General features: G+C 73.3%; 23 protein-coding genes. 15 read left to right on the top strand and 8 right to left on the bottom strand.

The window, feature by feature from the left end; all coding sequences use genetic code 11:
• Nucleotides 1-209 precede the first annotated feature (209 nt).
• The 5 genes from ACIQI7_RS32045 to ACIQI7_RS32025 all read left to right on the top strand — a co-directional run bounded on the left by ACIQI7_RS32045 (nucleotide 210) and on the right by ACIQI7_RS32025 (nucleotide 2,983).
• Nucleotides 210-533 (top strand): hypothetical protein, encoded by a 324-nt coding sequence (locus tag ACIQI7_RS32045; RefSeq protein WP_401116885.1) that lies wholly within the window; start codon nucleotides 210-212, stop codon nucleotides 531-533.
• Nucleotides 534-896: 363 nt separating this feature from the next.
• On the top strand, nucleotides 897-1,181 hold the full coding sequence (locus tag ACIQI7_RS32040; protein ID WP_401116883.1) for a hypothetical protein: 285 nt from the start codon (nucleotides 897-899) through the stop codon (nucleotides 1,179-1,181).
• 49 nt (nucleotides 1,182-1,230) lie between these two features.
• The gene (locus ACIQI7_RS32035) at nucleotides 1,231-1,746 is read left to right on the top strand and encodes a hypothetical protein (protein WP_401116881.1); all 516 of its coding nucleotides are present in this window, start codon (nucleotides 1,231-1,233) and stop codon (nucleotides 1,744-1,746) included.
• 72 nt (nucleotides 1,747-1,818) lie between these two features.
• Nucleotides 1,819-2,520 (top strand): hypothetical protein, encoded by a 702-nt coding sequence (locus tag ACIQI7_RS32030; protein ID WP_401116879.1) that lies wholly within the window; start codon nucleotides 1,819-1,821, stop codon nucleotides 2,518-2,520.
• A gap of 151 nt (nucleotides 2,521-2,671) precedes the next feature.
• Complete coding sequence (locus ACIQI7_RS32025) at nucleotides 2,672-2,983, top strand: hypothetical protein (RefSeq protein ID WP_401116877.1); 312 nt, start codon at nucleotides 2,672-2,674, stop codon at nucleotides 2,981-2,983.
• A gap of 51 nt (nucleotides 2,984-3,034) precedes the next feature.
• On the opposite strand, the gene ACIQI7_RS32020 is transcribed toward ACIQI7_RS32025, so the two are convergent.
• Entirely contained in the window at nucleotides 3,035-3,742 is a 708-nt protein-coding gene (locus ACIQI7_RS32020; RefSeq protein ID WP_401116875.1) for a hypothetical protein, read from the bottom strand.
• 1,558 nt (nucleotides 3,743-5,300) lie between these two features.
• Between ACIQI7_RS32020 and ACIQI7_RS32015 the strand changes: the two genes are divergently transcribed.
• The 5 genes from ACIQI7_RS32015 to ACIQI7_RS31995 all read left to right on the top strand — a co-directional run bounded on the left by ACIQI7_RS32015 (nucleotide 5,301) and on the right by ACIQI7_RS31995 (nucleotide 9,837).
• The gene (locus ACIQI7_RS32015; RefSeq protein WP_401116873.1) at nucleotides 5,301-5,630 is read left to right on the top strand and encodes a hypothetical protein; all 330 of its coding nucleotides are present in this window, start codon (nucleotides 5,301-5,303) and stop codon (nucleotides 5,628-5,630) included.
• Nucleotides 5,631-5,632: 2 nt separating this feature from the next.
• Entirely contained in the window at nucleotides 5,633-7,291 is a 1,659-nt protein-coding gene (locus tag ACIQI7_RS32010; protein WP_401117120.1) for an alpha/beta hydrolase, read from the top strand.
• 172 nt (nucleotides 7,292-7,463) lie between these two features.
• Nucleotides 7,464-7,916 carry a hypothetical protein gene (locus ACIQI7_RS32005; RefSeq protein ID WP_401116871.1) on the top strand — a complete coding sequence of 151 codons (453 nt, stop codon included), beginning with the start codon at nucleotides 7,464-7,466 and terminating at the stop codon, nucleotides 7,914-7,916.
• A gap of 624 nt (nucleotides 7,917-8,540) precedes the next feature.
• A complete protein-coding gene (locus ACIQI7_RS32000) occupies nucleotides 8,541-9,212 on the top strand; it encodes a hypothetical protein (protein WP_401116869.1) in 672 nt (223 codons plus the stop codon).
• A gap of 79 nt (nucleotides 9,213-9,291) precedes the next feature.
• Entirely contained in the window at nucleotides 9,292-9,837 is a 546-nt protein-coding gene (locus ACIQI7_RS31995) for a hypothetical protein (protein WP_401116867.1), read from the top strand.
• 78 nt (nucleotides 9,838-9,915) lie between these two features.
• Here the strand turns inward: ACIQI7_RS31995 and ACIQI7_RS31990 are convergent, their stop codons facing one another.
• The gene (locus tag ACIQI7_RS31990; RefSeq protein WP_401116865.1) at nucleotides 9,916-10,749 is read right to left on the bottom strand and encodes a hypothetical protein; all 834 of its coding nucleotides are present in this window, start codon (nucleotides 10,747-10,749) and stop codon (nucleotides 9,916-9,918) included.
• A 99-nt stretch (nucleotides 10,750-10,848) separates the two neighbouring features.
• Nucleotides 10,849-11,028 carry a hypothetical protein gene (locus tag ACIQI7_RS31985; RefSeq protein WP_401116863.1) on the bottom strand — a complete coding sequence of 60 codons (180 nt, stop codon included), beginning with the start codon at nucleotides 11,026-11,028 and terminating at the stop codon, nucleotides 10,849-10,851.
• 185 nt (nucleotides 11,029-11,213) lie between these two features.
• On the opposite strand from ACIQI7_RS31985, the gene ACIQI7_RS31980 reads away from it, so the two are divergent.
• Both ACIQI7_RS31980 and ACIQI7_RS31975 read left to right on the top strand, forming a co-directional pair.
• Nucleotides 11,214-11,483, top strand: coding sequence for a hypothetical protein (locus ACIQI7_RS31980; RefSeq protein ID WP_401116861.1), 270 nt, complete (start codon nucleotides 11,214-11,216; stop codon nucleotides 11,481-11,483).
• Between the two features lie 48 nt (nucleotides 11,484-11,531).
• Nucleotides 11,532-11,783 carry a hypothetical protein gene (locus ACIQI7_RS31975; RefSeq protein WP_401116859.1) on the top strand — a complete coding sequence of 84 codons (252 nt, stop codon included), beginning with the start codon at nucleotides 11,532-11,534 and terminating at the stop codon, nucleotides 11,781-11,783.
• Here ACIQI7_RS31975 and ACIQI7_RS31970 read toward each other — a convergent pair.
• Both ACIQI7_RS31970 and ACIQI7_RS31965 read right to left on the bottom strand, forming a co-directional pair.
• Nucleotides 11,765-12,265, bottom strand: coding sequence for a hypothetical protein (locus tag ACIQI7_RS31970; protein ID WP_401116857.1), 501 nt, complete (start codon nucleotides 12,263-12,265; stop codon nucleotides 11,765-11,767). The genes ACIQI7_RS31975 and ACIQI7_RS31970 overlap by 19 nt on opposite strands.
• Before the next feature lie 5 nt (nucleotides 12,266-12,270).
• Nucleotides 12,271-12,867: a hypothetical protein gene (locus tag ACIQI7_RS31965; RefSeq protein ID WP_401116855.1), complete on the bottom strand. Its 597-nt coding sequence runs from the start codon at nucleotides 12,865-12,867 to the stop codon at nucleotides 12,271-12,273.
• A 103-nt stretch (nucleotides 12,868-12,970) separates the two neighbouring features.
• Between ACIQI7_RS31965 and ACIQI7_RS31960 the strand changes: the two genes are divergently transcribed.
• Together ACIQI7_RS31960 and ACIQI7_RS31955 are read left to right on the top strand one after the other, a co-directional pair.
• Entirely contained in the window at nucleotides 12,971-13,201 is a 231-nt protein-coding gene (locus ACIQI7_RS31960) for a hypothetical protein (protein ID WP_401116853.1), read from the top strand.
• 531 nt (nucleotides 13,202-13,732) lie between these two features.
• Entirely contained in the window at nucleotides 13,733-14,854 is a 1,122-nt protein-coding gene (locus tag ACIQI7_RS31955) for an NADAR domain-containing protein (protein ID WP_401116851.1), read from the top strand.
• Between the two features lie 31 nt (nucleotides 14,855-14,885).
• On the opposite strand, the gene ACIQI7_RS31950 is transcribed toward ACIQI7_RS31955, so the two are convergent.
• From ACIQI7_RS31950 to ACIQI7_RS31940, 3 genes are read right to left on the bottom strand one after another with little or no spacing between them, the layout of a single operon-like run.
• Complete coding sequence (locus ACIQI7_RS31950) at nucleotides 14,886-15,179, bottom strand: hypothetical protein (protein WP_401116849.1); 294 nt, start codon at nucleotides 15,177-15,179, stop codon at nucleotides 14,886-14,888.
• 34 nt (nucleotides 15,180-15,213) lie between these two features.
• A complete protein-coding gene (locus tag ACIQI7_RS31945) occupies nucleotides 15,214-15,699 on the bottom strand; it encodes a hypothetical protein (protein WP_401116847.1) in 486 nt (161 codons plus the stop codon).
• Nucleotides 15,696-16,208: a hypothetical protein gene (locus tag ACIQI7_RS31940; RefSeq protein ID WP_401116845.1), complete on the bottom strand. Its 513-nt coding sequence runs from the start codon at nucleotides 16,206-16,208 to the stop codon at nucleotides 15,696-15,698. The genes ACIQI7_RS31945 and ACIQI7_RS31940 overlap by 4 nt, the downstream gene beginning before the upstream one ends.
• A 652-nt stretch (nucleotides 16,209-16,860) precedes the next feature.
• On the opposite strand from ACIQI7_RS31940, the gene ACIQI7_RS31935 reads away from it, so the two are divergent.
• Entirely contained in the window at nucleotides 16,861-18,210 is a 1,350-nt protein-coding gene (locus ACIQI7_RS31935) for a hypothetical protein (protein ID WP_401116843.1), read from the top strand.
• Nucleotides 18,211-18,527: the final 317 nt, after the last annotated feature.

Raw genomic sequence — 18,527 nt, 5'->3', positions numbered from 1 at the left:
GTGACGCAGGCCCTTCCGAGGCCTGACGGGACGTCGGCGCAAATTCGTGGGCGTCCAAGGCAAACAGAACCGCGTTTCCCCGCAGTAACTCCCGCAGCCCCGAAGTTCGCCGACTGCGTTCGTACGGCGGCCGCCCATCCACGACACCAACAGCCCGCCTCCCCCAGGGAGGCGGGCTTCTTCTGTACGCCCCGCTGAAGGAGACGACGATGCCGACGCTGTACTACACCCCCGCCGCCGCCCGCGCCCTGGCCCGCCTGGAGAAGGGCCGCCACGCCGACGCCCGCCGCCTGCGCCGGGTCCGCCGCGCCCTGGCCCGCCTGGCCGCCGACCCCCACCACCCCGGCCTGCGCTCCCACCGCTACCCCGGCCTGCCCGGCCACGAACACACCACCACCTGGACCTCCTACATCGACCAGGGCGCCGGCGCCTGGCGCCTCCACTGGACCTGGGGCCCCGCCGACCGCACCACCGGCCGCAGCGAGCCGGGCGAAGCGGTGGTCACCGTGCTGCGCGTCGGCCCGCACCTGTAGGCCCTGCGTCCAGCGGGTCCGGCTCCTGACCAGCGGGGCCGGACCCGCCTCGTTTGTTCCGCTGCCGCGGACCGGCCGATACCCGGCCCGGGCCCGGATCGTTGACCCGGACATGGGTGCCTTGAACGACCGGAGCGAGGCGCTGAGTGACGTCGTGTGCGAGCTGGCCGAACAGGTCGCGGCCGACGGCTGGGCACCGTCCGGCGCGGCCGACACCCTCGGCGCCGTCGACGCGCTACTGCAGCTCCTCGGCCGGCTGGGCCCCAAGGCCGCGGCCGTGCTGGAGCCGGCGCGCGCCGCCACCGCCCAGGTGCGCCTCCTGCTTGCCGAGGGCGCTCTCCCGGCCGTGCCGGCTCGGCGCCGGTGGCGGGACGGGCCGCAGCCCGGCGACTGCTGCGGGGCCGGGTCTACGGCGCCGACCACGACGACCCGGACCCCGGCCCGCGACCGGGACACACCTACTGCGAGCTCGTCGGCGGTCCGCTCGACGGACTGCTTCTGGACGTCACCGGCTGGAGCGCCGACCAACTCGCCGACGGCGCGGCGCTGTCCACCGAGATCGGCCGCTACGGTGCGGGCGGGCGCGCGCACTACGAGCCCCGGCCGGGGGCTCCGTCTCGCTGGGACTGGGCTGGCGACACGCCCTGACCCGGCGGGCTCGCCCGGTGGCGGCTGCCGGGTGCGGGATCGTGTGGGGGTGCCTTCGAACCTCCGCCGCGTCACCCACTGCGCCGAGAGCGCGACCCATTCCACGGTCCGCTACGGGCGTCGGGCCCGCAGAGTCGAGTGGGTGATCTACACCTGCGAGTGGCACAGCGCGGGCCTTACCAGCAGCTGGTCCTTCGGCGGCCGTCACAACCTGCGCCCGCTCGACGACGGGGACCGGCAGCGGTGCGGGACGATGCTCGACCACCGTCCGCCCTTGAAGATCATCGCGGACCACTTCCGCTTCTGGCTGCCCTGCGGCACTCCGGTGGTGGACGGCCATGTGGTGCCGTGGCGCGGCTGGGCGCACCGGCTGCGCGCCGCGTGCGAGGACGGCTACCTCCACGGCGGCAGTGAGGTCGCCGACCACCTCGACCTCGCCCTGGCCGTCGCCGAGAGCGCCCCCGACGGCGACCACACCCCGGAGCAGCTCGCCGCCGTCCTCGATGCCCTGGCCGCCGCCGAGTACTGCCACCTCCGCGACCTCGCCCGAAGTTCGCAGTGGTGAGCAGCCTGCTCGCGCGCTGCCCGAATCACCCCGGGGGGAAAACATGCTGGTCGGAGGGCTAGCATCCCGATCATGAGTTTCTCCCCGGGGGTTAATGCGGTGGTCGAGCCGACGCTGTTCGGCGGCCCGACCTGCACGGTGTGCGGCACGGAGCTGACGTGGAGCGGCAAGGGCCGCCGGCCGAAGTACTGCTCGAAGAAGTGCTCGTCGAAAGCCGACCGCGCCCGCGAGAAGGAGAAGCAGGAAAAGGCCCTCGCCGCAGCCTCCGAAACGCCCCGGGGCGAAACGGGACTGCCCGACGGGCTGGCCGACGACCCGGTGGCGGCCGAGCTGATCGCCCTCGGCGACGAGCTCGCCCGGCACGACCGGCTGCTGGTGCTCCAGCTCGACCGCGCCGCCCGTGACAGCGACCCCGCCCTTGCGCGCCAAGCGGTCAGCGATGCCCTCCACGCCGCCTCCGCGGTGATGCTGCGCCACCGGGAGCTGGCCGAGCGGCTGCTCGCCGACCACCCCACCCAGGCCCAGACGGCGGGACAACCCGCCCCGGAGCCCGCAGAAACGCCCCGGGGCGAAACCCGGCCCGGCCTCGGCGCCACCCCCGGGGCGGCCGGGACGGCGGCGGCCGCCGTGCCCGCTGCCCGCCCCGCAGCCGCCGTCCCGGATCCGGACGGCAGACCCGCCGTCCAATCCCCCCGGGGAGAAACGACCACGGGACGACGCGCTACCCACCCCGCCGAAAAGGGCCCGTCGGCGACCGCTTCCCCCCCGGGGTGAAACAGCGCCCACCGCTGGGCCCGCCGAAACCGCGCCCGCTGCGCCCCGGGGAGAAACCCCGGCCGGCGGGGCGGGGCTGCGCGACCTGGTCGACCGGCACCTCGCCCAGCGCAGCGCCCCCGCCCCCGCCCCCGCGGAGCCGGACCGGACGGTGACCGTGCCGCGCGACCCGCTGCAGCGCGGCCTGCCCCGCAGCATGGACGTCCACATCCCGCTCGATGCGGGCGTGTTCGGCTACAACTGGGCGCTGGCTGGCTGGACGGTCCAACCGGACGTCCTGGTAGTACTCGGCGAGGGCCATCCGGTCGGCTGGGTCGAGCGCGGCCTGGACGGCGGCAACGGCTGGGTCGCGGTGTACGCGGGCTACTTCCTCGGCGACCCGGTCACCCAGCAGGCCGCCCTGCGCGCCACCGCGCAGGAGGCCGCCCGCACCGTCCACCAGGCCTACCTGGAGGACCTCTGACGGCTGAGGAACAGCCACCGCGGCCTGACGCACGGGTCGCCCCGGGCACCGTCACCCGGTGGGCGGTGCCGGCCGGAACTTGGTCAGGCACACCCCGCACAGCAGCGGTCCCTGGTCGAAGGCGAAGGGCGTGATCTGGAGCCGCCGGGGCGGCGAGCACTCCGCGCACACGACGGCGAACCGGCTGCCGGAGCGGGGACTGCGCGGGGCGGCGGTGGACTGCACGAGGGCCTCCAGCTGGGCGCCCGCCGCCGCGTCCAGGAGCGCGATCACCTCGTCCCACCGGGAGGCCTCGGCATCGCTGAGCCGGCAGTCGGCCATCCCGACCACCGGGGTCGCGCGCCGCGGCGGGGTGAGCCCGAGATCGCGGGCGATCCGCGCGAAGTGCTTGTTGTGCCAGCGGTAGCCGCTGCTCACCTCCTTCACGCCGCGCCGCCGGGCCACGCCGTGCGCGGCGTGATGCAGCAGCGCCTGCAGGTTGGCCCGGCCTCCGTGACGCAACGCCGCGGGGGAGAACTGGAGCTCCATGGTCAGCGCCCCGTCGCGGGTGAACTCTCGGCCAGTGCGCAGGGTCGCGCAGCGGGTCGGGTCCGCCCCGTCGCCGCCTGCGGTGGTGACCGAGAGATGCGGCACGTCCGGGTGGCGGCGCCGGATCTCCTGCCAGGCGGTCTCCACGGTGTTGATGATGACCGCACCGTGGACGAGCGCGGCGGTACCCGGCTCGGTGGGGCCCGCCGGCGCGGGGTGAGGGAACGTCATGCCCGGTGAACCGCACTGACCCCGGCCGGTTGCGACGAGGGGGTCGGAGCATGATTCCGGTCACGGACAAACCGGGAGGACAAGGCCCTTGACCAGGGCAATCCGGGCGGGACAAGCGGGCTGGTCAAAGGCTCGGACAAGGGGGTGGGGTCAGGCCGCGGACAAGGGGTGGTGTGCAGGGTCGGCCGCACCCGGGCGCTGGTCCGGGTGCCGTGCCCGCGGCCACTGCGCCGCGCTGGCTCTGTCCTGACGGAAGGCCACCTTGATGACCACCACCTTGCTCGCCGCGCCCGGACCGGACGACGGCGACTAGGCCGCCGCCGACCACCGCACGGGCCGGCCGGGCGAGGCCTCGCCCGGCCGGGACAACCGGCCCGCCGCCACCCCCATGGCCATCCCGCCGCTGCTCGCGTTGCGGCTGGTCAGCGGCCCCGGGCAAGGGGTGCGGGGCGTGGCGCCAACCCTCTTCTGTCCATCCCCTTTTCCCTGGATCGCTGGTAGGTGGAGGTGCGGTTGGCGGGTGACGGTCCGGACGGCCGGGGGTTCACCCCTGCGGGGCCCTGGTGGTCTTCTCGCGTCCCGGCGAAGCCGTCCGCGTCCGGGCGGTGCCCAGGCCGGACCGAGGTCGCACAGCCACCGGTCTTCGTCGCCGGCCCCGGGTCCGTGGTTGCCCCGCAGGTTGCCACAGGCGTTGCCCCGGACGTTGCCCTGGGCGTTGCCCCGCAGGTTGTGCCGGAGGTTGATCCGGGACAGTGCCGGTTGTCCCGCATCCGCGCTGCTCAGCGGAAGGGACAACCGCCCCCCGGGACGCCCACTACTCCTCTCCGGGCCGATGGACAGCGGACGGACGGCCAAGAGTCGAGCAGCACCCCGGGTGTCCCGTACGGCCCGTGAAGTCCCCGATCGCGGTCGGCGAGGCCGACCGCCGCCGCCCCGGACCGCTGGCGCACGATGCTGGAAGCATGGCCGGGAAGCCGAAGCGGCGCTGCGGCGGCTGAGGGGCCGAGCTGCCGGTCGGGTGGCTGGTCAGGCCGCAGAGACGGCGTCGTCGGGGCGGCCGTCCTGCTTGAGCTTCATCTCCGCCGTGTGCCGGTTCTCCGTCCCGGCACAGTACGGGTGGGCGTACAGCTCGGCACCGACCGCAGTGAACGCGACCCGCGACGGCCCCGCAGCCCGAACAGGCCCTCGGTGTGCTGGCGGGTCAGGCGCTTCTGGGTCTGCTTGATCAGGGCGTTGCCGCCGTGCGGCTGGCGCAGCTGCTCGGCGGTCGCCGGCCAGCCGGAGCGGCGGCGGGCCTACGGCGCTCGTAGATGGAGCCCTGGCGGGCCGCGCCTCCCGCTCCGGCCTGAGCGGCTGCCGTCCCGGCGCCGGCGTGTCCGCGCTGACCGCTGAACGACCGCTTCGACCGGTCCGGCAGGGAATGTAGGTGCTGCAAAAGCCTCATACAGCTATAACGTGGCAAATCACCTGATAGCGAATGAGTATCTCTACGGATAGGGGTCAGTCGGTTACCTGAATAGGATTCCTGCTGACTGAAAGTTGTCGGGAGGGGAGTGCTGTGGGGCATCTCAAGGTCGATCCGGGTGAAATCCGCATGTCCGCAGGGGCGGCGCGGGCTATCGGCGAGGACTTCGCGAAGCCCTGCCAGGCCGCCGTCACCGCCAGTCAGACGGCCGCCAGCCAGCTGACCGGGTGGGCGGTGGCCGCACGGCTGAACCAGGTGGCCGGCAGCTGGGCACCGGTGCTGGCGGGTATCAGCGACCGCCTCACGAAGACGGCCGACAACCTCACCGCCACGGCGCAGGCCTACACGAACAACGAGAACGCCAACGCCGAGGTCTGGCAGAAGCAGCACATCGGCGAAGCATGGGAGAAGCCGGGCCAGTGAGCATGTACGAGCTACTGCTCCGCTTCGACCCAACCGGACTGCACGAAGCCGCCAAGGCCTGGCGCGCCCTGTCCAACGGGGCGCAGTCCGCCGACACCCGCCACCGCAGCCAGGTGAACGCCCCGCTGAGGAACGGCAACTGGGAGGGGGAGGATGCGCAGAAGGCCTTCTACACCCTGGGCCGGAACGAGCAGATCCTGGAGATCGTGCGGGTCGAGTCCGCCGCTGCCGCACTCGCCCTGGACACCGTCGCCGACCGGATGTACCAGGCGCAGACCAACCTGAAGAACGCCGTGCACCGCGCCGAGGAGTGGGGGCTGACCGTCGGTGCCGACGGGATCGTGAATCTGCCGGCGCTGAGCAAGGGCGAGCAGAACGACCCCGAAGCCGCGTCCAACCCCGAACGCAAGTCGCTGGAGACCCTGCGCACGCAGGCGCAGGAACGGATCAACAAGGCACTGGCCGATGCGAAGGAGGCGAGCGACAAAGGTGACATCGCCCTCGGCCGCCTCGACGCCGACATCCTGACCAGTCCCAGGACGTTCGGCTCCGTCGCCGAGACCGCCGCCGACGTGAAGGACGTGGCGAAGGATCTCGGCCTCGCCGATCCGTACGTTCCCGAGAACAAGGACCCGCAGAAGTCCGCGGACTGGTGGAAGTCGCTGACCCCGGAGCAGCAGAGCAGTTACCTGGCGCTCTACCCGGACAAGGTCGGCCAGCTGGACGGCCTGCCCGCGACGGTCCGGGACGAGGCGAACCGGCTGGCCCTCGACCAGGAGCTGGACAGGCTGAGGTCCGGTACCGCGCGTGGAAGCGGAATCGACGAGGGGGAGTACAACCTCCGCGAGCAGAACCTGATGAAGCTCAAGGAGCAGCTCGACCAGCACGACAGCACGGCCGAGGACAAGCAGTTGTTCCTGCTCTCGTACGACTCCAAGTCCTACAGCGGAGACGGTAAGGCGGTCATCGCGATGGGCAATCCCGACACCGCTGACCACACTGCCGTCATGGTGCCGGGGACCGGGACCACTGTCGGCAGCACGGGAGGCCAGATCGAACGCATCAACAGCATGCAGGAGGCCGCGAAGGAGGCGTCGAAGGGGACGAACCAGAAGGTCTCCGTGATCTCGTGGCTCGGATACGACGCACCCGAGATCCCGGTCCTGCAAGAAGCCAACGTCGGTATCGCCGGCACCACTCGGGCGGAGGACGGAGCCGAGGCCCTGCGCCAGTTCACCCAGGGCACGCGGGTCGCCCAGGGCGACCACCACAGCCACCTCTCAGTGTTCAGCCACAGCTACGGGACGACCCTTGTCGGTGCGGCTGCCGCCGGCGGACAGGGACTGGGGGCCGACGACATCGTCGCCATCGCCAGCCCCGGAATGACCGTCCAGCGCGCCGACCAGCTCCACATCGACCCGGCCCACTTCTGGACCGGCCGGGCGGCAGACGACCCGATCGAACTCGCCACAGAACTCACCCTCGGCGACGACCCGATGGTCAGACCGTTCGGCGGGAACAACATCCAGACCGACACCTCGGGGCACAGCGGGTACTGGGACGCCGGCAGCAAGAGCCTCGACAACCAGGGCCGCATCATCGTCGGGAAGCAGCCGACCACGGTTCCCAAGGAACACCCCGCCCCGCCGCCTCCCCCGTAACAACCGGCGCCGGGCCAATCACAGCCCGGCCGCTCGGTCCCCATCCTGTACCGGCCGCAAGGACTCCACTGTGCCGTTCCACCTGCCACGACTCGCTGCACGCCCTCTCAAGGCCCGACGCCTGAGGGCCGCGGCCATCGCACTCTTTCTGCCCCTCATCCTCGGAGGATGCATGTCCACACCCGGTCCCAACGATCCGATCCCCGTCAAGGCCCGCCAGGACGCCCAGGACTGGGCGCAGCACATGACCGAGTACATGGCGCAGACCGCCGGAGCCCCCCTCGACGCTGGCAGTGCCGAGCCGAAATTCAGCAACTGTGTCGGTAAGAACGACGAGGTCCGCAACGACGGCCGGTACAAGCTGGCGTACGCGGTCTACAGCTCCGCCCCGCTTGAACAGCACCCCGAGGCCGTCCGCAAGGTTCGCGCAATGCTCGAACAGCAAGGCTTCAAGATTGATGGCTACCGGGAGACCACCGACGGCAAGGTGGACACCGTTCTCGACGCCTCCCAGGAATCGAGCCGGTACATGGTCACGGTTGAGACCACGACTGGAGGACTTCTCCTCTTCCGGGTCAGGACCCCCTGCCTGATGCCTCCCACCCCGTCACCGGCTTCGCACTGAGCACCGCGACTCGGCAGGCGACCGGCCCCTCCGCGAGCCTCCAGGCGCAGCTGGGTACTGGCCAACCGCGTGCGCTCGCTCCGGGGCCGACACAGACCGCTCACCTGCCAGGGCGCGGGATCTACGGGCGGAGCCGGGCGTTCACCGCCTCGCGGACCGGGGTGGCGGCCGCATGGCATCGCCCTGGACCTGACCTGGATCCGGCCTGGCCGGCGTCTGCAGTCATGAGCCCCCGTAGACCGTGTCCTCGGGACGGACGCGCCGGCCGGGGGGACGGTGCCGCGCCGAGCCAGAAGTGCGGCCTGCGGCGCGCACCGTGCCTGCGGCAGGCCAGGAACAGCTCCGGGTCCTCCCCGACATCGTCGGCGTAGACCGCGAGGACGGGCAGGGCGCTGCGGCCGCAGAGGTGCGCGGGCGCAAGGCGCAGGGCGACCTCCCCCAGAGCCCGGCGCTGCGCGCTGACCTGTCCAGGCCCTGGGCCACCCTGTTGTTCTGTACCTGGCAGTTTCGGACGGCTTGCGAATGGTTCTGGACAGTGGTCGTGATGCGAACGACGCGGGCGTGCGGGGCGTGGATGGATGTTCGTAGGCGGCCGCTGGGGCCGCCAGGGGAGGGGACACCATCATGCTTCGCAAGCTCGCGACGGCAGCGGCTGCTACGGCGCTCGCCGCGTCGGCCCTGGCCGCGACCGCGCCGGTGGCTGCGGCCGACACCACCGCGCCGCAGCCGTCTGTGGACCGCATCGAGGTCGGGATGCTCTTCAAGGGCTACGACAAGGCGGTCGCAGAGGCGAACGGCTACGCCATCAAGACCAGCCCGCAGGGCTTCGAGTACTCCGTCAAGAAGAACGCCACCGTCGCCGAGGACGCCGCAGCCCAGCAGCTCGCCGCCGCGCGGTGGGGCATCAAGCCGACCGCCACGTCGACCGGCCACGACGTCGCGGACGACTACAGCGACTACTACAACCCGCAGTGCGGCACCGCCTGGCTGTCCGGCAACGCGGTCGGCAACCTCAGCGTCGACATCTCCACCGGGTTCACCCTCAACCCCAACCAGCGGGCCATCTTCTACTACTGGGAGGTCGGCCTGTCCGACTCCGGCGGCGTCAGCCACCAGCACTGGGGACCCTCCGGCCTGCTGGAGCGCCAGAGCTGGAAGGGCGACAAGCACGTCCCCGGCCTGTCGCCCAGCAACGGCATGGCCTGGGTCGAGAGCACCAGCTACGCCACGCTCGACGACGGGTCGAGCTGCTACCCGGCACCGGGCGCGGTGATCGTCCACTACGCCATCTTCTGATCCGGCAAACCGCCAACGGCGTGGGGCTTGTGCTGACAGGCTGCCAGGACAAGCCCCACCCGTCAGGAAGGACAGCACCGTGTTCCGCATCCCGCCGGGAGCCGACCAGCCCAGGCACGCCGTTCCCACCCACGACGAGACGTTGCGCGAGTTCGGCCGACCCATCGCGGCCCTGGCCCGCCCGGAGCCCGGGTGGACGACCCTGCTCGGCCGCGAAGGAATCGACGGCTACCTGACCGACGTCGACCTGGACTACGCCCACCAGCGCTCCTACCGCGTCCGTGTACGCACCACCCGGCCGGCACCAGAGCACTTCCGGGTCAAGCCGAGCACGCGCCTGGAGGACGTCCTCAACAACGCGATCTCCAACTTCAAAGACGAAGGCGAACTCGACCCCCGCGCATCAGCCGAGGCCCTCCTGAACCCCGCCCCGGCCACCCCCGGACAGGCGCTGCTGCGTCTTGACGGACAGGAGCACACCGCCCGCACGGCCACGCGCAGCGGCTTCTTCGCGGCGCTGGTCGAGATCGGCGACCAGACCGTCGCCGTCGCGGCACCCGAAGAACTCAAGGGCATCGCCCTGGACCTGACCTGGATCCGGCCTGGCCGGCGTCTGCCGTCATGAGCCCCGTAAGCCGTGTCCTCGGGACGGACATGCCGGCCGGGGTGACGGTGCCGCGCCGGGCCAGGGTGCGGCTGGCGCTCACCGTGACTCGCCGTGCCGGGCGAGGAAGTCGCGGGCCCGGCGGCCGCGGTAGTCGTCCTCGACGGCGCGCCGGTCGCCGGTGATGACGTACCGGCGGCAGGCCAGGAACAGCTCCGGGTCCTCCCCGACGTCGTCGGCGTAGACCGTCAGGACGGGCAGAGCGCTGCGGTCGCAGAGGTGCGCGGGCGCGAGGCGCAGGGCGACCTCCCCCAGAGCCCGGTCGCTGCGCTGCTGCGCGGCGACCAGGGTCCGGCCGGTGGTGACGTGGCGCCGCCATGCCTCGGCGTCGTACCCGTCCGGCCCGCCGGCGATGGCGAGCTCGGCGACCGGCACGTCCGGGCGCTCGCGCAGTTCGGCGACGGCCCCGGCGACGATCTCGCCGACCCGGCCGGGCTCCAGCGGCGCGCCGCCGGCCTCGGTCTGGGCGTCGGCCAGGCGCTCGGCGATCAGGTCGGTGAGCTCCGCCATCCGGCCCCTGAGCTCGACGACCGCCCGCACCGGGAGCACCAGGCCGGTGTCCCACGCGTGGGACAGCTGCGGCCCGGCCTGCCGGGTGACGGTGTTCTCGATCGCCTCGGCCGCGGCCGCCAGGTCGAGCAGCCGGTAGGCGGTTGAGCGGCTCACCCCGAACTCGGCGCCCGCGTACGCGGCCCAGCCGCCGTACCCGAGCGCGGTCCACACCCGTGCCCGGTGCGCGGCGCGCACCCGCGCCGTCAGGATCGGGACGGCGGAGCGGACCTCCTCGATCGCGGCGCACAGCTCCCCGGTCAGCCGCCGGGCCTCGGCCTGCGAGGCCGGAGCGGCGGGCTCCCGGTGTGCGTGATCGCCCATACCCGACCCCTTCCCCGGGCCGGGTGCCGGAACCCGGCCGCGGGCGTCAGGCCGCCGGTTCCTGCGCGGCGTCCGGACGGGCGGCCTGCTTCAACTTCATCAGGGCCTCGTGCCGGTTGCCCGCCGGGCCCAGTACGGGTGGGCGTGCAGCTCGGCACCGACCTCGGCGAGCGCGAAGCGCTGCTCCTCGGTCGGGTCGGCGGACCAGGCGGCCTCGGCGGCGTACCAGCGGCGCTGGAGAGCGAGCAGGTCTTCGGGAAGACCGGAGGAGTCGGACATCCCGCCATCCTAAGTCGCACGCCCGTACGACCAGCGGCGCCGTGCCCGCGCCAGCGGGGGGATGTCGACCGGAACAGCCCACGGGCCCCGGCGCGGGCGGATACCGTCGCCAGCAGCGGGTCGGACCCCGGCAGCTCGGGGTGACCTGGGACACCCCTGTCCATAGCGCAGATCCAGGAGACGCGATGTCCGAGCCCATCCCCGACGATTTGCGCTGCTCTCGCTGCGGCCGCCTGCCGGAGCCGCTCCTCTGCCTCGGCCACAACGCCGACGGCACACCCATCACTGACACACCCGCGGCCATGGTCGCGCTCGAAGCCGAACTCGCCCTCGCCGACGACGCGCGCCGCCGGGCCACCGGAACCACGCTCACCGATGCCCAGACCGTCGCGCTGCTGCGCGCCATGGCCGCCGGTCCCGAACTGGGCACGAACAACGGGGAACACGGCCGCTGACCAGGCACGCCAACTGCTCGGCCCCTTCCGGAGCAAGCCAGGTTCCCTGTGCTACCGAACCTAGGAAACCCCGCCCAGGCACAGGAGCCGACCCGTACGGGCGGCGCGCTGCTGCGGCTGCGCGACGTCGTGCTCGCGCTCGGCCGCGAGCTGGACGCGCGAGGCCTCGACGACGCCGCCGCCGGGTGCCGGGACAGCGCGCAGCAGCTGGAGCGGCTGGAGGCCCGCGTCTGCCCGCGACCGGCCCCCACCGGCCCGGCCACCGCCGAGGCCGGCGTCCTTCAGGGCGTCGAGCGCTGAACCTCGGGGCCGGGCGCGGCGGTGCGGCCGACCCCGACGGCGGCGTCCATCGTGGCGGCCAAGGCGGGAAGCTCGCGCTCCAGCTCGCCGAGCACCGCCGAGGGCATCGCCGCGCCCACCGCGCACACCGCCGCCAGCGCGACCCGCTCACCGGCCGCCAGCTCGGGCAGCGCGGCGGTGAGCGGGCTGCCGGTGACCACGCTGGCGCCGAGGTCGTAGGCCAGCTCCTCGTCCAGCTGACCCTCCCCGCCCGGCACGACCTCCTGCCCGCGGGCCTGCTTGACCGCGTCGGCCGCCCGCCCCAGCACCGTACGGTGCGCCTCCTCGGTCTGCCGTGCGGCGAGATCGCGCACCCACCCGGCCGCCCGCCGGCCCGCCTCGCCCGCCCCGGCGAGCAACCCGTTCACCGCGTGCCGCTGCTCGCGCTCCCGCTGCTCCTGGTCCTCGGCGGGCGGCTCCGCCGCCACCGGCAGGACGCTCATGTCCCTCACGACCGGTGCGGCGCCGATCCCGCCACCTGCGGTGCCACGTCGGCGGCGCGGCCGGCGGCGACGGCCCGGTCGAGGTGGTGGGCGAGTTCGGGCAGCTGCCCGTCCGGGTCGTTGTCGACGGTGATGGTGCGGGGCATCGCCAAGGCGATCGCGCCCACCGCCGCCAGCGCGATGCCCTCGCTCTCGGTCAGGCCGCTCTCGCGGACCAGCACCTGCCCGCTGAGCACGAAGGCGAGGTCCTCGTCTACACCGCCGTCCTCGTCGTCCTCGGGGTCCAGGTCCCGACCGCACGCGAGCACCGCGGCCGCGAACTCGGCCAGACGCCGGCTGCCGGTCCGGGCGGCCAGCTCCGACACCCACCCGGCTGCGCGCTCGGCCGAGGCCGCCGCGATCCCCACCGCGGCCTCGACCCGCGCGCGGTACTGCGCCTCGGCCCGCTCGGCAGCTGCCGCCCCCTCCAGGTCCTGCTGCGCCCGGGCGGCGCGGGCGGCTTCGAAGGCGGCCCGCTCGGCGGCGAAGACCGACACCGCGTCACCGCCGCCGAGTCCGTCGCGGCGGTGGTGGCCGTCGGGCAAGGGGATCAGGTTCGTCATGACCGGTGAACCCCGCCGCCGCCGTTCGGGTTACGGCACGGGGCGCACCGTCCGCCCCCAGCGCCCCGCCGGGAAGAGCGCCCTGGGTGACAGACTGTCAGCCATGAATGCTCAAATCGGCCGCCCGTCCCGGCGCCCGCTGGCCCAGCCGTTCTCGCACGCGAGCGCCGCGACCGACGAACCGTCCACCGAACGGCTGCTCCCGGCCGAGCGCCTCGGCTCCCCGTTCTCCGTCCCGGCCGCCCCGGTGCCCGCCACCCGGTCCGCGGGCGACGGGCGGCGGCCACTGGGAGAGGGCGGCCTGTCCTACACCGCCGGCCCGGCCGGGGACTGACCGGTCCCCGGTGGCGGGACGCTCCGACGGCCGCTCCGCCCCGCCCCGCCGCGCGCAGCGCTGTCCGGCCGCGGTGGCGTCCGCTGGCTGCGACTCCGAAGTGCGCAGAGTGCAGCGCGTCGGATGCCATCGCGCTACCGGCCGGGCGATCACTGACCTGGGGCCGGGCCCGGCTACGCTGCCCCCGGGGCGCCCGCCGGACCCGGGACGCACAACCAGGGGCTGGGACGGTGCTGAGACATCCACGTCCCAGCACTGTCCCAGCCCGCCCGTAATGTCCGTTTTGCTGGGACGGTCTCAAGCCTTTTACCCAGGTCACGGCGTTTTGCGTCGCTGCCTGGGACATGTGGGACGCGGGCTCGCGCATTCACGCGTGACCCGTCTCAACGAAGTTTGACCGGCGCGGTTTTGTCTCAGCGAAGTTTGACCGTCGGGGTCCAGCACCCGCGGCCCCTGGGTACCTTGAGGTGCTGGCGTACGGCCCGGGGAAAATCACGGTCCGAGCGGTGGGTGCTGCGGCACAATCCCAGGATGATCGGCAACCGGATCACCCATCGCACAGCGGACGGCGTCCGCATACCCGGCACCTGGCGCCACGCCTTCATCCGCAACGGCGGCCACTACTTCCTCACCGACCTCTTCATCTACGCCGACGGGCTCATCAACTGCTGGGGCCTGGTCACCGTCGAGGAGTTCGAGGAGAAGCTGCGCACCGGCTGGGTGGCCACCAGCTTCCCCGAAGGCGGCAAAGCCTCCGCGCACGGTCTTGCGGCCTGGAAGTTCGGCGAGCCGGAGAGCTGGATCACGCCCGAGCTGCTGGTCGCCGAAGTCCGCGACACCATCGATCAGCTGAACGGGCGACCCGATTCGACCGGCCGCTGCCTGGCCGCCGTCGACGTCTTCCTCGCCGAGCGGACCGAGGAGAACCGGGCCGAGGCCCGCGCCGCGTTCCTCGCGATCCCGGAGACGCAGCGCCGCTACGCGCTGGGCGACATGGACAGCAAAGACCGGCCGCTGCGCATCCTGGTGGCAGGGCCCGGCAGCCGGACCTACCTGTCGTTCGACGGCACGGTCTCACAGGAGGACTACGACAGCGCCCTCGGGTACTTCGAGGAACGGGCCAAGTGGAGAGCGGAGAAGGCCACCAGCGTTTCCGCGGACGGACCGGCGACCTCGCACGCCCCGGCGGTCCACCTCGCGCAGACATTCCCCAGAGAGCCGACGGACCACCCCGGCAAGACCGGCCTGCGCCACGACTACCCTGCCCCGATCACGGTCGCCGACACCGACTACCCCTCCGTCGCCCACGCCTACTGGGCCCTATCGGTCAACGATCCCGAGACCCGAGAGGCGATCGCGACAGCACAGACCGCCGCCGCGGCGCGCACGCTCGCGGCCCAGGCCCCCCGCCGCGAGGGCTGGGAACACGCCCGAACCGCCGTCATGACCGCGCTGCTGCGCGCCAAGTACCACCAGCACCCCGAACTGGCCGAAGTCCTGCTCGCGACGGACGACGCCACCGTGGTCTACGACGACATGAACTCGGCTTTCTGGGGCGACAACGCAGGCCGGGGCCGCAACTGGTCAGGGCGCCTCCTCGAACTCGTCCGCTCCGAACTGTCCGCCCGAAACGCCGGAATAGCCGGAGTGTGAGTGCGACAGGAGTGCGGTCGCGTCAACCCGGTCAAACTTCGCTGAGACTCGTCAAACTTCGTTGAGACGGGTCACCAGGCGGGGCGTCCTCGATGGCGGCGAGCAGGTGGGTGTGGACGGCGACCGCGGCCTCGCGGGTGGCCGGGTCCGGGTCCTCCAGCTGCGCGGCGATCAGCGCGGCGGCCGCGGCGAGGACCGGGACCGGGACGGTCGCGGAGCGCAGGTGCAGGAGCTGGGCGGCCGCGAGCTCGCCGGGCGTGGCCTTGGCGCGGGCGTTCGGGATCAGGGCGCTGATGCCGCGGGGCAGGGGCTGGGTGCTGGTCACCCGGCTCATTCTCCCGCGCGTCGGGCACCGGTGATCACCACGGCCGGTCGTCCGGCACTGCGGCGGGCAGGTGGCCGTGGTGGTGGCGGGCGACGGCCTCCAGCAGCGCCAGGCGTGCCCGTCGCCAGCGGACGTCCTCGGTGCGTCCGGCGTTGGCGGCCCACTCCGGCAGTGGCCGGTCCTGCGCGGCCGCGGTAAGCGCGCGGCCGAGGTCGCCGATCGCGGCCTGCCAGTCGGCCAGCTGCCCGTACAGGCCGCGCACCAGCTCGTCGACGGCGCGGGCCGGATCGGTCTCGAAGACGCGGGCCTCGGCGGCGGTCTCGGCGAGGACGTCCTCGTCCAGGTCCTCGAAGGTTTCCCGCCAGGGCTCGGCCCGCTGCTCGAACTCCTCCAGCACCGTGTGCAGGGCGGTCTCGACGGCGGCGGGTGACCACGGGGGCGGAGTACGGGGCGCCCGGACGGTGTCGGCCAGCACGCGGGCGGCGCCGGGCCCGAGCGCCCGGCGCCTGGCCGTACTCACCCAGCGGCCCCGGCACCGCTGGCGGTGGCGGCGCGGCCGGCGGCGACCGCCTTGTCCATCACCTGGGCGAGGTGGGGCAGCTCCCGCTCGTACCAGGTCAGCGCGGTGCCCGGCATCGCCAGGGCGAGGGCGGCGACGGCGGCCAGGGCGATCCGCTCCCCGCCGGTGAGCTCCGGGACGGTCTCCAGGTTGGTCGCGCCGAGCAGCACGCCGCCGTCCAGGCGGTAGCGCAGCTCGGCGGCGAGGTCGCCGTCGTTGCCGGGGATGATCTCGCGGGTGCAGGTCTGCTCGATCGCGTCGGCGGTCAGCTCCAGCACCCGCCCGTGCGCCTCGACCGGCTGCCGGCGGGCCAGCTCCCGCACCCAGGCCGCTGCCCGCTCCCCGGCCGCTGCGGCCGCCTGCAGGCCGGCGCGCTCCTCCTCGGTCAGCTCGTCCCCGGGCGGCGCGGGCTCGGGCCCGGCTTCGAGCGAGGTGGGGGTCGGCAGCCAGGACAGCGAAGAGGTCGTCATACCGGGTGCAACCGGTGCGGGACCCGGACGGTCACGGGTGCAGCAAGGCCACCCTTGCTGCACCCGGTCGTGCTGCTGCTTCCGGCGGTGCAGCAGCAGCGTGTGCTGCACCGCCGGGTGCTGCGATTGCGACGGCCCGCGCAACCGCCGGCTGCGCAACGGCCGGGGCCGGGTGCGACAGTGCGATCCGGGTCGCAACCGCCCGGATCACGATGCGCAAGGGCGGGTGCGGGCCGTGCGTGCCGGGTGCGAATCCGCATGCGCAGGGCGCCGTTGCGCAGTGGGTTGCGCATGCGCAGCGGGACAACCGGGCGTTGCGCGGGACAACCCCGGACAAGGGGTCGCCGGGTAGCAGGACAAGGGGGCGGGCGGCTACGGCCGGCGACGGGACAACGTGCAGCAGCGCCTGGTGCAGCAACACGTCCGGCTGCTGCACCGCCGCTCCGTGCAGCAGCAGCGGTGCAGCTGCCCGCCGTGCTGCACCAGGAGCAGCAGGGGGAGTTTCGGGCCGGTCCGTAACCCGGTTCCTTGATGGCCGTCCGGGCGGCCGGGAGTTTCGGACCGATCCGAAATGGGCTGTGACCTGGGGGATCGTCAAGGTTACGATCCGGGGATGAAATACGGATCGGTCCGAAATTCCGGTGCCTCTGACGTGCTGTTCGACGTGGCGGTCGGCGCGGTGTGCGAGCGTGCGGGGTGTGGGAGGACGGTGCCGGCGCCGGAGCCCGGCAAGCGCGGGCGCCGGTCGAAGTACTGCTCGACCGCGTGCAAGTCCAAAGCGGCCCGGGACAAGGCCAAGTCCGACGCCGCCGACGCTGCCCATGTTGCCCTGGAGGGCGCCCGGGCCGAGATGCTGCGCAGCGCCGAGGAGGCCCTGGAGGCCGCCCGCACGTTCCTGGACACGGTGGACGACGATCCGGTGGCCGCGTACGAGACCTACTGGCGCAGCACCGCGCGGGCGGGCGCCCGGGAGCGGGAGGCGGCGGAGGCCGTGCGCGACGAGGTCCGCTGGCCCGACCTGACCGAACAGCAGCGCGCGCTGCGCCGGGCCGAGGAGATGCTGATGCGCCCGGACGTCCTGGCCCGGGTCGACCCCAAGGTCCTGGCCGAGGCACCCGCCGGGCCGGCAGTTTCGGATCGGTCCGAAAATCCCGCCCCGGTCACGCCCCCGACCGAGCCGACGGTTTCGGACCGGTCCGAAAAGGCGCCCGCCCCGGACCAGGCGGCGGCACCCGCTGTTTCGGACCGACCCGAATTCCGGCCGCCCGCACGGGTGCCAGCCCCCGCAGCCCCGGCCCACCGGGCGGAGGACTTCGAGGCGCTGCGCCGCGCGGCGTGCACCAGCCCGAGCGTCCGGTTCGGCGAGCCGGACCGCCTGGACGACCTGAGCCCGACCTTCGGCGAGGGCTGGCTGGCCGCATCCTGGGGCGACCCGCAGGCCGAGGGCGTCCACCAGCTGCTTTACCGGGGCCGGCCGATCGGCTGGACCGCGCCGCTGCCGGACGGCCCGTGGGGGCAGGCCGGGCACATCGCCGCCCAGCACCGGGGCTCCAAGGCCGCCGTGGTCCTGACGGACCCGGCCAGCGGGACCAGTACCCACCGCTCCGTCGGCCAGGCCCTGGACGTCCTGCACCGCACGCACATCGAGCTGCTGCGCCCCGAGCGTGCGATGCCCGGCGTGCAGCGACTGGCCCTCAAACGCCCGACCGGCTGGATCGTGCCCTCCGCCCGCGGCCTCGGCGAACCCGACCGCGCCGCGCTCGGCGACGGCCTGGTCCACCTCACCTGGCCCGACCACCCGGGCGTCCAGGAGCTCCAGCAGGACGGCCGGCCGGTCGGCTGGATCGAGGAGTACGACGTCCAGCGCGGAACCTGGACCGCCCTGATCGACAGCAGCATCGTCGCCGACGCCGCCAGCGGCGAACCCCTGCGCTGCCCCGGCGCCGACGCGGCCCTCGCCCTGCTGCGCCGGGCGCTGGGGGAGCACCTCACCCGCTGGTAGCGCGGCGGCCGCGCGCCGTGCCGCGTGCGATGGACAGGCCCAGCAGCGCGCGGCGCCCCTATGGACAGACCGTGCCGAGTCCTTGCGTACCCAGCCGCGCGCGCCGACCGCGGCCGCGCGTTTCCGCTGGACAAGCGAGGCGGGCGGGTAGGCGCCGTCTTGTCAGCCCAGAGCTGCGTCGAAGGCCTTGCGATTGGCCAAGGTGTAGGCGTGCTCTTCCTCAGAGGGCGTTTGATCTCGTGAGTTCCATGATGTCGGGTTCAGGTGCCTCGCCAGGTGGGTGTTGATTCGCCGGTGAGACGGCGGGTCATGTTGTC

Origin of the sequence: Kitasatospora sp. NPDC092039, from assembly GCF_044756065.1 — a bacterium.
Taxonomy (GTDB): Bacteria; Actinomycetota; Actinomycetes; order Streptomycetales; family Streptomycetaceae; genus Kitasatospora.
The sequence above is the reverse complement of the archived record's forward strand: the minus strand, read 5'-3'. Positions and strand labels throughout refer to the sequence as shown.